The 13,379-nt window shown below is 68.1% G+C and carries 10 protein-coding genes; 2 read left to right on the forward strand and 8 right to left on the reverse strand.

What is annotated here, in order from left to right:
- From rpoB to ON31_RS00100, 6 genes are all read right to left on the reverse strand, one after another.
- On the reverse strand, nucleotides 1-2,013 hold a 2,013-nt coding region (gene rpoB / locus ON31_RS00075; protein WP_081592115.1), incomplete at its 3' end, for a DNA-directed RNA polymerase subunit beta.
- A gap of 221 nt (nucleotides 2,014-2,234) precedes the next feature.
- Nucleotides 2,235-5,024, reverse strand: a complete 2,790-nt coding sequence (locus ON31_RS00080) for a DUF5682 family protein (RefSeq protein ID WP_051036563.1) — start codon at nucleotides 5,022-5,024, stop codon at nucleotides 2,235-2,237.
- Entirely contained in the window at nucleotides 5,021-6,148 is a 1,128-nt protein-coding gene (locus tag ON31_RS00085) for an ATP-binding protein (protein WP_029932366.1), read from the reverse strand. The genes ON31_RS00080 and ON31_RS00085 overlap by 4 nt, the downstream gene beginning before the upstream one ends.
- 9 nt (nucleotides 6,149-6,157) lie before the next feature.
- On the reverse strand, nucleotides 6,158-7,483 hold the full coding sequence (locus tag ON31_RS00090) for a VWA domain-containing protein (protein ID WP_039807923.1): 1,326 nt from the start codon (nucleotides 7,481-7,483) through the stop codon (nucleotides 6,158-6,160).
- Entirely contained in the window at nucleotides 7,480-8,859 is a 1,380-nt protein-coding gene (locus ON31_RS00095) for a hypothetical protein (protein WP_255221923.1), read from the reverse strand. The genes ON31_RS00090 and ON31_RS00095 overlap by 4 nt, the downstream gene beginning before the upstream one ends.
- On the reverse strand, nucleotides 8,859-9,323 hold the full coding sequence (locus ON31_RS00100) for a hypothetical protein (protein WP_172544782.1): 465 nt from the start codon (nucleotides 9,321-9,323) through the stop codon (nucleotides 8,859-8,861). Before ON31_RS00100 ends, ON31_RS00095 begins: the two co-directional genes overlap by 1 nt.
- A gap of 152 nt (nucleotides 9,324-9,475) precedes the next feature.
- Between ON31_RS00100 and ON31_RS00105 the strand changes: the two genes are divergently transcribed.
- Both ON31_RS00105 and ON31_RS00110 read left to right on the forward strand, forming a co-directional pair.
- A complete protein-coding gene (locus tag ON31_RS00105; protein ID WP_039807928.1) occupies nucleotides 9,476-10,093 on the forward strand; it encodes a class I SAM-dependent methyltransferase in 618 nt (205 codons plus the stop codon).
- Nucleotides 10,094-10,139: 46 nt separating this feature from the next.
- Nucleotides 10,140-11,699, forward strand: a complete 1,560-nt coding sequence (locus tag ON31_RS00110; RefSeq protein ID WP_039807931.1) for a phytoene desaturase family protein — start codon at nucleotides 10,140-10,142, stop codon at nucleotides 11,697-11,699.
- 74 nt (nucleotides 11,700-11,773) lie between these two features.
- On the opposite strand, the gene ON31_RS00115 is transcribed toward ON31_RS00110, so the two are convergent.
- Nucleotides 11,774-12,694 carry a LysR family transcriptional regulator gene (locus tag ON31_RS00115; protein ID WP_039807933.1) on the reverse strand — a complete coding sequence of 307 codons (921 nt, stop codon included), beginning with the start codon at nucleotides 12,692-12,694 and terminating at the stop codon, nucleotides 11,774-11,776.
- Between the two features lie 107 nt (nucleotides 12,695-12,801).
- Complete coding sequence (locus ON31_RS00120) at nucleotides 12,802-13,359, reverse strand: dihydrofolate reductase family protein (RefSeq protein WP_039807936.1); 558 nt, start codon at nucleotides 13,357-13,359, stop codon at nucleotides 12,802-12,804.
- Nucleotides 13,360-13,379: the final 20 nt, after the last annotated feature.

Here is a 13,379-nt window from a genome sequence, read left to right on the forward strand (position 1 = left end):
CAGCAGGTTCTTACCCAGGGCCATCTCACCGTTCTCGGTGCACGGACCGTCGGCGAGCACATGCCCGGCCTCCACCCGCTGCCCCTCGTCCACGATCGGACGCTGATTCGCGCAGGTGCCCTGGTTGGAACGCTCGAACTTGCGCAGCCGGTAGCTGCGCCGGGTGCCGTCATCGTGCATGACGGTGATGAAATCGGCGGAAACCTCCTCCACCACACCGGTTTTCTCGGCGAGGATGACATCTCCGGAATCGACCGCCGCCCGCGCCTCCATCCCGGTGCCCACGAGCGGGGCCTCGGACCGCAGCAGCGGCACCGCCTGCTTCTGCATGTTCGCGCCCATGAGGGCGCGGTTGGCGTCGTCGTGCTCGAGGAACGGGATCATGGCGGTCGCCACCGACACCATCTGGCGCGGCGAGACATCCATGTAGTCGACCTCGGCGGTATCGACGAGTTCGACCTCGGAGTTCTTGCGCCGCACCGCGACTCGACCGGCGAGGAAGCGCCCGGACGCGTCGAGCCGTTCATTGGCCTGCGCGACGACGTGCAGATCCTCCTGGTCGGCGGTCAGATAGTCGACCTCGTCGGTGACGATGCCGTCGACGACCTTGCGGTACGGCGTCTCGACGAATCCGAACGGATTGATCCGCGCGTACACCGAGAGATAACCCATCAGACCGATATTGGGGCCCTCGGGCGTCTCGATCGGGCACATGCGGCCGTAGTGGCTGTAGTGCACGTCGCGGACCTCGAGGCTGGCGCGGTCGCGGGACAGGCCACCCGGTCCCAGCGCGGAGAGCCGACGCTTGTGGGTCAGGCTGGCGAGCGGGTTGCGGTGATCCAGGAACTGCGACATCTGCGAGGTGCCGAAGAATTCCCGGAGCCCGGCCACGACGGGTCGGATATTGATCAGCGACTGCGGTGTGATGGCCTCGACGTCCTGGGTGGTCATGCGCTCGCGCACCACACGTTCCATGCGGGAGAGGCCGACACGGAACTGGTTCTGGATCAGCTCGCCGACCGTGCGCAGGCGACGGTTGCCGAAGTGGTCGATATCGTCGACCTCGACCGGCACCTCCACACCGCCCGGTCCGGTCATGACCTGCTCGCCCCGGTGCAGGCGCAGTAGATATTCGATGATCGCGGCGATATCGGCCTCGGTGAGCACTCCCGGACGCTCGGCCGCGTCGGCGCCGGTGCCGATGCCGAGCTTCTTGTCCACCTTGTAGCGGCCGACGCGAGCCAGGTCGTAGCGCTTCTCCCGGAAGAAGAGGTTCTCCAGCAGGTTCTGCGCGGACTCCTTGGTCGGCGGCTCGCCCGGACGCAGCTTGCGGTGGATGTCGAGCAGTGCCTCATCCGTACCCGGTGTGCCGTCCTTGGCCAGCGAGGTCATCATGATCTCGGAGAAGCCGAACCGCTCCTCGATCCGCTCGCCGGTCCATCCGAGCGCCTTGAGCAGCACGGTCACCGGCTGCCGCCGCTTGCGGTCGATGCGCACGCCGACGGTGTCGCGCTTGTCCACGTCGAACTCCAGCCACGCACCGCGCGACGGGATGACCCGGACGCTGTGCAGCGTCTTCTCGCTGGCCTTGTCGATGGTCTCGTCGAAGTAGACGCCGGGTGAGCGGACCAGCTGTGAGATGACGACGCGCTCGGTGCCGTTGATGACGAACGTGCCCTGGTCGGTCATCAACGGGAAATCGCCCATGAACACCGTCTGGGACTTGATCTCCCCGGTGCTGTTGTTCATGAACTCCGCGGTCACGAACAGCGGCGCCGCGTAGGTCATATCCTTGTCTTTGCATTCCTCGACGGAGGTCTTGGTCTCCTCGAAGCGCGGCTCGGAGAGCGTCAGCGACATTGTCGCGGCGAAGTCCTCGATCGGGCTGATCTCCTCGAGCACCTCCGCTAAACCACTCGTGACCAGCCACTCGAACGAATCGGTCTGGATACCCAACAGGTCCGGAACCGCCAGCGGCTCACGGATTTCGGCGAACGATACTCGACTCGACATTACATCCCCACAGTCGTTCGGATTTCGAGATCTGGACGGTTCTTCCCCGGAAACGAAGTCCAAAATTACACCCGAAAACGACTTATGTCGAGGGCACGAACAAATAGACATCCGAATTATCGGCGTCTTCCCATTTCAATATTTACAGGGGCGGCGGCGATTCGTCAAGCAATCGGCGAGGATTCGCCGGGGCCCGGTCGGTGGACCGGACCCCGGACGGATCAGCCGATGCCGAGGTTCGCGGCCAGTGCCGTCGCCGTCGCCGGATACCGGTCGAGCAGGGCGGCGACCGCGGTGTCGGCGACCGCGGGTGGCTCCTGCCAGACCGGATCGTGGCCGAACAGCACCGCCAACGCGTCGCACGCGGCCGGATGCGCGGCGAGCAGGTCGGTGGCGGGACCGCGCGGTGCCGAGGTCAGCGGCGCGGTCGGTGCGGCCGCCGTCTCGGACCACGGCGGCACCCAGCCGTCCACCGCGGACAGCGTGCCCGGGAAGGTGCGGCCCGCCTCCCGGACCAGCGCCGGCATCACCTCGCCCACCTGTTTGCGCAGCGTGGTGATGAGTGTGGGCAGCCACGGCAGCAGCACCCGATCGGGCAGTCGACCGAAGGCTTTCGACAGCAGTTCCACCACGAAGGGTTGCAGCGCCGGGGCCGGATCGATGGCGTGCACGAAACCGGTGAGGTAGCGCGGGAACGACGGCAGCACCAGGGGATTGACCAGCATGTCGTCGCAGCGTTCGCGCAGTTCGGCCAGCGGGAGCAGCCCGAGTTGGAACCGCGCCGCCCACAGCAGCGCCACCTTGTCGGGGGCCTCCGGATGGGATTGCAGTACGGCCAGTTCCAGCTGGGTGTGGTCACAACCCAGCGACAGGGCGAGACTTTCCATCCCGAACAGGAAGCCGAGCATGGCCGCCACCTGGCCCGCACCGGTGTCGTCAGCGGCGAAGGCCGTCGGCAACAGCGTGCAGTAGTGTGCGTAACCCGCAGTCACGAAACGCTCGCACCACTCCGGCATCCCCGCTCCGGAGGAGCGGAAGTGATTGAGCAGCAGGCGGATTCGGCGCAGCACGGCGGGCGCGTCGTCCACCGTGCGTTCGGCGGCGAGCAGTTCCACCGCGCGCGAGCCGATCTCGTCGGCCAACCGCGCCGAGCCCAGATACACCAGGGCGTCCTCGACAGCGGCCAAGGCGGCCGCCGCCGTGGCGTCCGGGTCGTCGACCGCCCGGCGCAGGCGCTGTTCGAAGACCTGCTCGACGGTGACGCCCTCGTAGCCGAGTTCCACCAGGGAGCGCTGATACTTGCCGAGCCCCAGATCCCAGCTCTCCTGCACAGCCTGCTCGCCCAGACCGCGCGAGCCCATGATGGGCCGGACGGCGTCGGCGGGAATCAGCTTGCGCAGCAGCCACAGCAGATCCGAGCACGGCCGCAGGTGCGGGTCGGCGCGCAGGTCCAGCAGTGCCCGTTGCAGGGTGCGCTTGGACAGGTCCAGCCCCAGGGGCGCCAGCCGATCGAGCACGTCGCGGGCCAGCGGCGGCAGCGCCGAATAGCCGACCTGCCCGATCCGATCCCCGCCGAGCAGGATCTCGCACAGCCGCCGCACATCGCGGCGGCCCGGTACGGTGTCCTTCTCGATACAGGTGATGGCGGCGTCCTGGAAGTCGTACGGCGTCGGACGCGTCCGATTGCGCAGGCCCGCCAGGAGAATGGCGTGTTCGAAGATGGCGATGGCGTCGGCGGTGCTGGCCAGGTAACCATTGCGGCGAGCCAGCCGGACGATATCGACCGACCACTCCAGCAGTTCGGATTCGTCCAGCGGGTCCAGGGCCGGTGCGCTGGTCAGGAAGCCGGACAAGTGATCCGCCACGGCCGCGGCCGGTGTCGCGACGGGCAGCGCCTTCTTCGCGGCGCGACGCCGCGACCCCGGTTGCCCCGTCAGCCGAAACGCCTGCGTCTTGGCGCGCCGCAAACCCTTCGCCCAGGTGGCGGCGGCGATGGAGACCGCGCCGCCGGCCAGCCCGAACTGCTCCTCGATGGCGGAGTGGCTGGAGGGGATGAGCCCGTAATGCCAGGTGGTGGCCGTGCGCGGGGAGATCTCGTACGGCGCGGTGGAATCCGATCCGAACTGCTCCACCCGGCTGGCGGCATGGGCCGCGCCGCAGATGTACAGGGCGCGTTCAGGATCGGCACCGGTGGCGGCGAGGTGTTCGCGCATGCGCGTCCACATGTACCGCTCGCGGTTCTCGTCCACCTCGGTACTGCCGCGCCGCAAGCGCCGGAACAGGCTGCCGATCATCACCATGACCTGCCGGTAGGTGTCGTAGTCGGCGTCGGCGAGAGGCTGTTCGACGTACTGGTCCCACCACTCCGACCAGTGCCGCACCTTGCCGTGGTGCAGCAGGTACTGCTCCAGCTCGGCGAAACGCGGCCGCATATCGCCGATGTCGATGCCGACGGCTTCGCCGTGCAGGCCGTTGTCGGACTCCGGGGTGTCGGCGTCCGCCGTGGCCTCGTCCTCGGTCGGCGACCACTGGAAAACGTGATCGGTGGAGCGGTCCACCAGCACCAGTTCGACGCCCGGAGTGTCGAGCGCGTACGCGATGGCCTGATATTCGGCCGACGATTCGGTGATGGGGGCGACGATCGATAGCGGAGCCCAGGAGGCTGGGAAGCCATCGACCGCACTGGCGAACGCCTGCAATGCCACCGGCAGCCGACAGTTGCGCAGCTCGTCCAGCAGCGGCCGCAGATCCTCGCACAGCTCCATGTAGATGACGGTGGGCTGCTTCTCACGCAAGCGGCGCACCATGGCCAGCCCGGAGGCGGGCGAATGGTGGCAGACCGGGAAGATCTCCAGCCGCTCCGACAGCGCCCGATCGACATCGTCGACCATGCCCGCCAGAATGTCGCCCGCCGCACCGGGATCACCGGCGAACGCGGCGGCCGCGTCCGCCAGCTGCTCCCGCAGCGCACCGAACACCGAAGTCGCCGAACGGGTTTCGGAGATGGTCACGACAGCCTCGCGATCGCCGCCCGGCCGCCCTCGAGGAACTCGCCCCAGGCTGCGCCCTCACCCGTGCCGCCCTGATCCTTGCTGCGCGGCTCGACCACGCCGTGCAGGTACTTGTTCAGAATGGCGAGATCCTCCGGCGCGCGCCGCGCCAGCGAACCGACCAGGGAACCGGCGAGGGTTTCGGCGCGCAGTTCCCGCTCGCCGAAGAACTGGCTGTGCAGAATCGCGTCCTCGAGTACGCCGATCTGCTCGGCGGTCGACAGCGCCGATTCCAGCTTGTCGTCATCGCTGGTGGCCGCCGCGGCGGCGGCACGCAGATCGGCGAAGCTCTCCAGCAGGATATCCAGCAGCGTCGGCGGCAGTTCCAGCTCGATCCGGTGGCGGCGCAGCAGTTCCTGGGTGCGGAACCGCACGATCTCGGCCTCGCTGCGCTTGTTCGACACCACCGGGATGCGCACGAAATTGAAGCGCCGCTTGAGCGCCGAGGACAGATCGTTCACACCGCGGTCACGGCTGTTGGCGGTGGCGATGATGGAGAACCCGGGCTGGGCGAACACCACATTGTCGTCGTCGAGTTCGGGAATGGAGACGTACTTCTCCGACAGGATGGAGATGAGCGCGTCCTGCACATCGCTGGTGGAACGGGTCAGCTCCTCGAACCGGCCGATCACGCCCTGCTCCATGGCGGTCATGATCGGCGAGGGGATCATGGATTCCCGCGACTGGCCCTTGGCGATGACCATGGAGATATTCCACGAGTATTTGATGTGGTCCTCGGTGGTGCCCGCGGTGCCCTGCACCACCAGGGTGGAGTTGCGGCTGATGGCCGCGGACAGCAGTTCGGCCAGCCAGCTCTTGCCGGTACCCGGATCGCCGATGAGCAGCAGGCCACGATCGGAGGCCAGGGTGACGATGCTGCGTTCGACGAAACTGCGGTCGCCGAACCACTTCTGCTCGACCGTGCGATCCAGGCCGTCGGCGCGTTCGGAGCCGAGAATGAACAGCCGCACCATTTTCGGGCTCAGCCGCCAGGCGAAGGGCTTGGGACCGTCGTCGATGGACTCCAGCCAATCGAGCTCCTCGGCGTACTTGACTTCGGCGGGAGCGCGCAGGACGTCGGACATGATGGTCTCCTAGTCGAGAAAGTTCTTGAGTTCGTTGACGAGTTTTTGAATGCGTCCCGAAATCACCGGGGTACCGAGGGCTTTGAATCGTTCGCGGAACCACGGGTTGACGCTCTGCTGGCCGGAACTGTTGACCGAACCCACCGGGATGAGCTTCACCCCGGAGCGGTGCACCGCCGCCATGGCATCGAACAGCGGTTGCGACCGGTCGAACTCGTAGAAATCCGAAATCCACACCAGCACCGTGTTCTTCGGATCGGTGATCTTGGGCTGCGCCATGGCCATGGCGACCGGGCCGTCGTTGCCGCCGCCGAGGTTGGTGCGCAGCAGCACCTCGAACGGGTCGTGCACCCACGGCGTGAGATCCAGCGCCCGGGTGTCGTAGGCGATCAGGTGCACGTCCACCTTGGGCAGACCCGCGAAGATGGACGCCAGAATGGTGCAGTTGACCATGGAATCGGTCATCGAGCCCGACTGGTCGACCACCACGATCATGCGGGCGGGCACGGTGCGTTTGGCCGTCTGCCGGTAGAACAGCCGGTCCACGTAGAGGCGCTCGTCGCGCGGGTTCCAGTTGGGCAGGTTCTTCCAGATGGTGCGGTCGATATCCAGATTGCGCAGGATGCGCTTGGGCGGCACCGACCGGTCGACGGTGCCCGCGCTGCTCTGCCGCACCTGGGTGCGCAGCACCTCCGCGACCTCGTCCACGTAGCGCCGGATCAGGGCCTTGGCATTGGCCAGCGCGACACCGGACAGATTGTGCTTGTCCCGCAACAGCTGTTCGACCAGCGACATGCTCGGGGTGAGCTGGGCGGCCAGCTTCGGGTCGGCCAGCACCTCGCGCAGCCGCATCCGGGAGACCAGATCGCCCTCCAGTTCGGCGAGCACGCCGCGCACCTCCCCGGCGCGCTGTTCGCCGAGGCCGCGGCGCAGCCAGTTGGCGTCGCTCTGCCAGCCGGACAGCTGATCGGCGCTCACCGCACCGCAGCCGGTGGCGAAGATGTTCAGCAGGAGCTTGGATACCAGCGCGGCGGTGCGCACATCGGTGCCGCCGATCGCCGCCGGCTCCTCGGTATCGGCCTCGGTTTCGGTGACGGTTTCGGCGGCGGCGCGCTCGGTCGTGAGATCGAGTGCCGCGAATTCCGCGGCGAGTTCCGGAAAGCGTTGGACAACAGTGTCTATGGAGACGCCGGGGTCGAGGACCGCCAGTGGCAGCCCGATATCCTCGACGATGCTCGCGCTCGCGGATTCCAGGGTGGGCTGGGGATCGCTCCCGAAGACGCCCGACAGCAGCCGCCAGTACAGGATCTGGCGGCGGGTCTCATGATCGGTCATTTCCGCAGCAACCGTCCCGCCCGCTCGCGCAGCACCAGCACCGCGTCACCCGATTTCGCCTGCGCCTTGGCCACCTTGGGGTCGGTGGGGCCGCAGGCCCAGTCCCCGTTGTGCAGGGCGACGACGGTGGACTTGATCTTGCGCCGCACCGCCAGCGGACGCAGGGTCCAGCATCCGGCATCCCAGCGCAGCAGGCCGATGCAGGCGAAGGAGCCCGATACCGCGGCCGGGGTGAGCGGTCCGCTCGACGGCAGCCGATCCAGTTCGAGCGACAGCCGCAGGCCGTCCAATTCCAGTGCGCCGTCCTTGATTCGGTAGCCCTCGAGCAGAACCGGTTCGGCGATGTGCACCGGATCACGGTCCAGCGGAGCGGCGATGGCGCCCACCGCGTCGGCCAGCCGCACGGACGCGGTGGCGAAGGGATCGGCCGGATCGCCGACGGTGGCCCGGTCGTCGTGCCACACCAGGTCGCCGCTCGCGCCGAGCGGCATATCGGTGAGCTCGAGCGCGCGGTGTTCGGCCAGCGCGGTGAGCAGGTGCGGATGAGCGCCCAGCAGTTGCCAGACCGCCGGTCCCACAATGGTGTCCACCTTGGCGGCCGCCACACTCGCCCGTACCGTGCGCGACGGTGCGCCCGGGGTCTCCAGGATGGCGTGGAGCTGCACCTGCACGGCGGTGCCGTGCTCGTGCACATCCACGCCGAGCGGCAGCAGTCGGCCTGAAACCGGCTCCGGCACCGTGGTTTCCCCGGTGCGCCAGGTCAGTAGCAGGGCGCGGGTCCACAGGTCGGCCCAGCGCCGCGCGGGCAGGACGTCCATGGCCGCGACGGGGGCCGAGGCGCTCAGTTCGGCGGTGAGCCCGTCGAGCAGGACGGCCAGGCGGCGCTGGCTCGGTTCGGCGAGCAGGCCCTCCACCATGCGATCGGCCGCCGACACCAGGTCGTGGTCCACGCCGCGCCAGCCCGCGATGGCGACCTCGCCCAGCCAGGAGCGGCAGCCGACGGCCAGGGGATGCGGATCGGCGGCGGGTACCGCGGGCTGCACCCAGTCGGCCCGGGTGCGTCCCAGGGCGGTATCGAGCCGGTCCAGCAGGGCGTCGTGCACGGCACCGAGCAGCGCGGCGCGCGCCGCCGCCAGGGCGGACAGCTGATTCTGGCCGATCGATCCGGTGCTCGTCGTGGCGACGGCTTCCGCCACCGGGACCGCCAGTGGCGATCCGGCCACCGCGCCCGCCAATGCCTGGAGCGCCGTGGCCTGCCGTTCGTCCACGCGGGCGAAACCGTTCACCAGTGCGGTGTCGAATCCGGCCACCACGTCCTGCGCGGCCGCTACGTCCTCAGGCGAGGTATCCAGCAGTTCTTCCCAGCGCATCGACATCAGCGGCTCACCCCCGCAGCGGGAAACCACTGGAGTTCGGGAATCGGTGAATTGCTGCCCGGCAGTTCCAGATACGACAGATGCCGCAGGAACCGGCTGAAGACCGTGGCCGCCGGGGCCGGATCGCGAGTCCCGTGGAGCGCGTCGGCCAGCCGTGCTCCCTCGGGCACCTCCACCCGCAGGTAGCGGGCGACGCGCTGCTGTCCGTACTGGAGCACCGCCTCGGCGATGAGCGCGTCCAGGTGTTTGCAGGTCCAGTTCCCGGACAGACCGCCGCAGGGCCGATTGTTGTTGGTGCTGCAACTGAATCCGTGCGTCCCGGCCGTCACCGAGGCCACGTATACCCGGGCGATATCGGAACCGCTGGACACCACACCCTGTAGCCGCCCCTCCGCCAGTTCGACGAACGGCACCTTCGCCAGCTTGCGCGGCGCGACGGCGGGCAGCACTCGCACAATCGACATTCTTGCCGAATTTTCTTGTGCGGCTTCATCATTAGAATTCGAGACCATCACTTTGCCTCCCACTTGGTCGCGATGGGCATGAAGCTATGCCATGCCACCGACAGGTTCCCGGCGGGGCGTTCGCGGGTCCGGCACTGGCTACAGTCGGGTCCATGGCGGATGACGAGATGCTGGTGGTCGGGACGGCGTACGACCGGGTCGCGGAACTGTACGCGGCCACGTTCGAACACGCGCTGCGGGATATGCCCTTCGACCGCGCCCTGCTGGGCGTGTTCGCGGAACTGGCATCGGATCCGGTCCTCGATCTGGGCTGCGGCCCCGGGCGGCTCACCGGCCATCTGTGCGATCTCGGCCTGGACGTCTCCGGTGTCGACCTCTCGCCGGAGATGATCCGGCTGGCCCGCACCGCCCACCCCGACCTCCGCTTCGAGGCGGGCTCCATGGAGGCCCTCGACCTACCCGACGCGTCCCTGGGCGGCATTCTCGCCTGGTACTCGACCATTCACACCCACCCGCGGCGGCTGCCACTCGCATTCGCCGAGATCGCGCGGGTGCTCCGCCCGGATGGTGTTGTGCTCCTGGGGTTTCAGGCCACCGAACGCGGATACGAGGCATACGACCACAGGGTCACCACCGCCTATCGCTGGGCCCCGGACGCCCTCGCCGAGCTACTGGTCCCGCACGGCCTGCACACCGTCTTCCGGATGGTCCGCGAACCCCAGGAGAACGAACGCGGCGCACAGGGCTGCCTGCTGGCGGTGCGGCGCTGACCGTGGCCTACCGGTGATTGTCGGTGCGCGCTTCTAGAGTCGACGCATGAACGACAGCAGCTCTCCGGTCCGGGGTCGGTACGACGTCGTCATCGTCGGGGGCGGCCACAACGGCCTCGTCGCGGCGGGCTATCTGGCGCGGGCGGGGCGGTCGGTGCTGGTGCTGGAGCGGCAGGCGCACACCGGTGGCGCGGCGGTGTCGGAGCGGGTGTTCGCCGGGGTGGACGCGCGGCTGTCACGGTTCTCGTATCTGGTGAGCCTGTTGCCCGCGAAGATCGTTCGAGATCTCGGCCTGCGGTTCGAGACGCGCAAGCGGCGGATCTCGTCGTATACGCCGGTGGGGGACGGCGGGCTGCTCGTGGACGGGGGATCGGCGGCGGCCACGCGGGCGAGTTTCGCCCGGGTCACCGGATCGGAACGGGAGTTCGACGCCTGGCAGCGGTTCTACGCGGAGACCGGGGAGTTGGCGCGGCGGGTGTTCCCGACGTTCACCGAACAATTGCCGACGCGGACGGAGCTACGCGGCATCGTGGCCGACGACGCGATGTGGGAGGCGCTCTTCGAGCGGCCGCTCGGCGAACTCGTGGAGCGAACCTTCACCGACGATACGGTGCGCGGGGTGGTGCTCACCGATGCGCTGATCGGGACGTTCAGCCACGCGCACGACCGGTCGCTGGCGCAGAACCGGTGCTTCCTGTACCACGTGATCGGTGGCGGGACCGGGGATTGGGATGTACCGGTCGGCGGCATGGGCGCGTTGACCGACGCGCTCGACACGGTCGCACGGACGGCGGGTGCGGAAATCCTCACCGGCCGCGCCGTGACCGGGATCGATACCGACGGCCGCACCGCCGAGGTGCGATTCGACGGCGGTGCGGTGGGAGCCGACCGCGTGCTGGTCAATGCCGCACCGTACGAGCTGGGGCGACTGCTGGGCGAGCCGCGCGCCAAACCCGAAGGCGCGCAGCTGAAGATCAATATGCTGCTGCTGCGGCTACCGACGCTGCGGGATGCGGCAGTCGATCCACGCGACGCCTTCGCGGGCACATTCCATGTGGGGGAGGCGGCCACGCAACTGGAACGCGCCCATCGGGAGGCGGCGGCCGGGCGGCTGCCCGCCGAGCCGCCGTCGGAGATCTACTGCCATACGCTCACCGATCCGTCGATCCTGTCACCCGATCTGGCCGCGCAGGGGATGCACACTCTGACCCTGTTCGGATTGCACACGCCCGCACGGCTTTTCGACAAGGATCCGGAGGGCGCCAAGTCCGAGCTGGTGGACGCCACCCTCGCGCGACTGGATTCGGTGCTGGCGGAACCCATTCGCGACTGTCTGGCCCTGGACGCGGACGGCCGCCCCTGTCTGGAAGCCAAGTCACCGCTCGACCTGGAGCACGAGATCGGCATGCCCGGCGGGCACATCTTCCACGGTGATCTGGAATTCCCCTATCGCGCCGACGATTCCGACGACAGCCCGGCGACGCGCTGGGGTGTGGCCACCGAGTACCGCAATATCCACCTGTGCGGTGCGGGCGCGGTGCGCGGTGGCGGGGTCAGCGGTATCGGCGGCCACAACGCGGCCATGGCGGTACTCGACGATCGCTGACCGCGACGCCGGTGATTCGGCCCGCGACACACCGCTTCGGCCGCAATACCGCTTCGGCCGCAATACCGCTTCGGCTACGACGGACGGCGATAGCCGTCGGCGGACTGGCCGATCACATCGGAGCAGCAGCGGATGAAATACCGCACCACGGGATCGGTTTCGGAGGCGTCCGGCCACACCACCGCGACCCGAGTCGGCCCGATGCCGTGCACCGGCCGGAACACCACCCCGGGCCGGGCGTGGGTGTGCGAGGTGGACGCGGGGGTGAAGCTGACCCCATAGCCACTCGCGATGGCGGTCAGCCACTCGTCGGTATTGCGGGCGATGGCCCCGACGATGGCGGTATCGCGGGGCCGGGCGTCCAACCCCATCCAGTAGTCACGCCACCACCCGGTATCCGCGGGTGAGGCCACGTAGGGCTCGTCCCACAGCTCCCGGAAGGCGATGTCCTCGCGCTCGGCCAGCGGATGGTCCTCCGGCAGCGCGATCCAGCGGGGTTCGGTGAACAGTTCCCGGACGTGGTACTCGTCCTGCCCCGGGAACGGCAGCCGCAGGATGGCGACGTCGACGTCGCCGTCGTCGAGTCCGGCGGTCGGATCGGTCCACCCGCCCTGCCGCAGATCGACCTCCCAGTCCGGATGCAGCCGGTGGAAGACCCGGATGATCTCGGGAATATGCCCGTCGGCGGCGCTGGGCACCGCGCCGAGGCGCAGCACGCAGGCGGTGCGGCTGGCGTCGCTCTTGGTCTCGCGCAGAATGCGGTCCCACCCGGCCAGTAATCCCGGCACCTGTTTTGCCAGCACCTTGCCCGGCGCGGTGAGCGTCATCCCCGCCCGGGACCGGATGAACAGTTCCACTCCCAGCTGGTTTTCCAGCTGTTTTATCTGTGTGGCCAGCGCGGGCTGCGCGACATGCAGTCGCTGCGCGGCCCGCGCCAAATTCTCGGTTTCCGCGACCGCCATGAAGTAACGCAGCAGTCGCGTATCGATGTCCACGCCACAAGGTTACGAACGCATGTACCCGTAGGCATATCCCGGCGTCCGCCGCAGCGGCCGGAGTTCGTGATGCTATTCGCGATTCCGGCGCTCTCGCGGTGCCCGATTCACCCGAAACTGGGGCGGGTGACGGTGGGAGCGCCGACCCGGTAGGTGGACAGGATGACGCCGTTGTCGAGCGCGGTGGTGTCGACCGCCTCCAGGGTGGCCTCGGCATCGACATCGGCCCACAGTCGGTCGCCCTTGCCGAGCAGCACGGGGTAGACGACCAGGCGGTATTCGTCCACCAGACCGTTCGCCTCGAGGAAGTGGACCAGCTTGGAGCTACCGAAGACCAGCAGATTCTGCTCGGCGCGCAGCTTGGCGATGGAGTCGGCCAGATCGCCCTCGATGCGATGCCCGTTCCATTCCAGGTCGGACCGGGAGCTCGCCACATGCTTGGGCATCGCGTTCATCTTGTCCTTGTACTCACCCTCCTCCGGGTGGTTCGGCCAGGCCGCGGCGAACGCCTCGTGCGTGACGCGCCCGAGCAGCAGCGCGTCGGCCTCCCGCATTTCGGCGCTCTTGTAGTCGGCGATGTCGTCGTTCCAGAACGGCACGGTCCAGGCCGGATTCTCGATAACGCCGTCCAGCGAAACGAATTCGGCGACAACGATCTTGCCCATGATTTTTCTCACTCTCGGTG

It is taken from the genome of Nocardia otitidiscaviarum NBRC 14405, from assembly GCF_000308635.1.
Lineage (GTDB): Bacteria > Actinomycetota > Actinomycetes > Mycobacteriales > Mycobacteriaceae > Nocardia > Nocardia otitidiscaviarum.

Coding starts and splice junctions, on each gene's coding strand:
- ON31_RS00100 (WP_172544782.1), bottom strand. CDS start 9,323: ATGTCGATTGTGCGAGTGCTGCCCGCCGTCGCGCCGCGCAAGCTGGCG.
- ON31_RS00090 (WP_039807923.1), bottom strand. CDS start 7,483: ATGACCGATCATGAGACCCGCCGCCAGATCCTGTACTGGCGGCTGCTG.
- ON31_RS00085 (WP_029932366.1), bottom strand. CDS start 6,148: ATGTCCGACGTCCTGCGCGCTCCCGCCGAAGTCAAGTACGCCGAGGAG.
- ON31_RS00105 (WP_039807928.1), top strand. CDS start 9,476: ATGGCGGATGACGAGATGCTGGTGGTCGGGACGGCGTACGACCGGGTC.
- ON31_RS00120 (WP_039807936.1), bottom strand. CDS start 13,359: ATGGGCAAGATCGTTGTCGCCGAATTCGTTTCGCTGGACGGCGTTATC.
- ON31_RS00095 (WP_255221923.1), bottom strand. CDS start 8,859: ATGTCGATGCGCTGGGAAGAACTGCTGGATACCTCGCCTGAGGACGTA.
- ON31_RS00110 (WP_039807931.1), top strand. CDS start 10,140: ATGAACGACAGCAGCTCTCCGGTCCGGGGTCGGTACGACGTCGTCATC.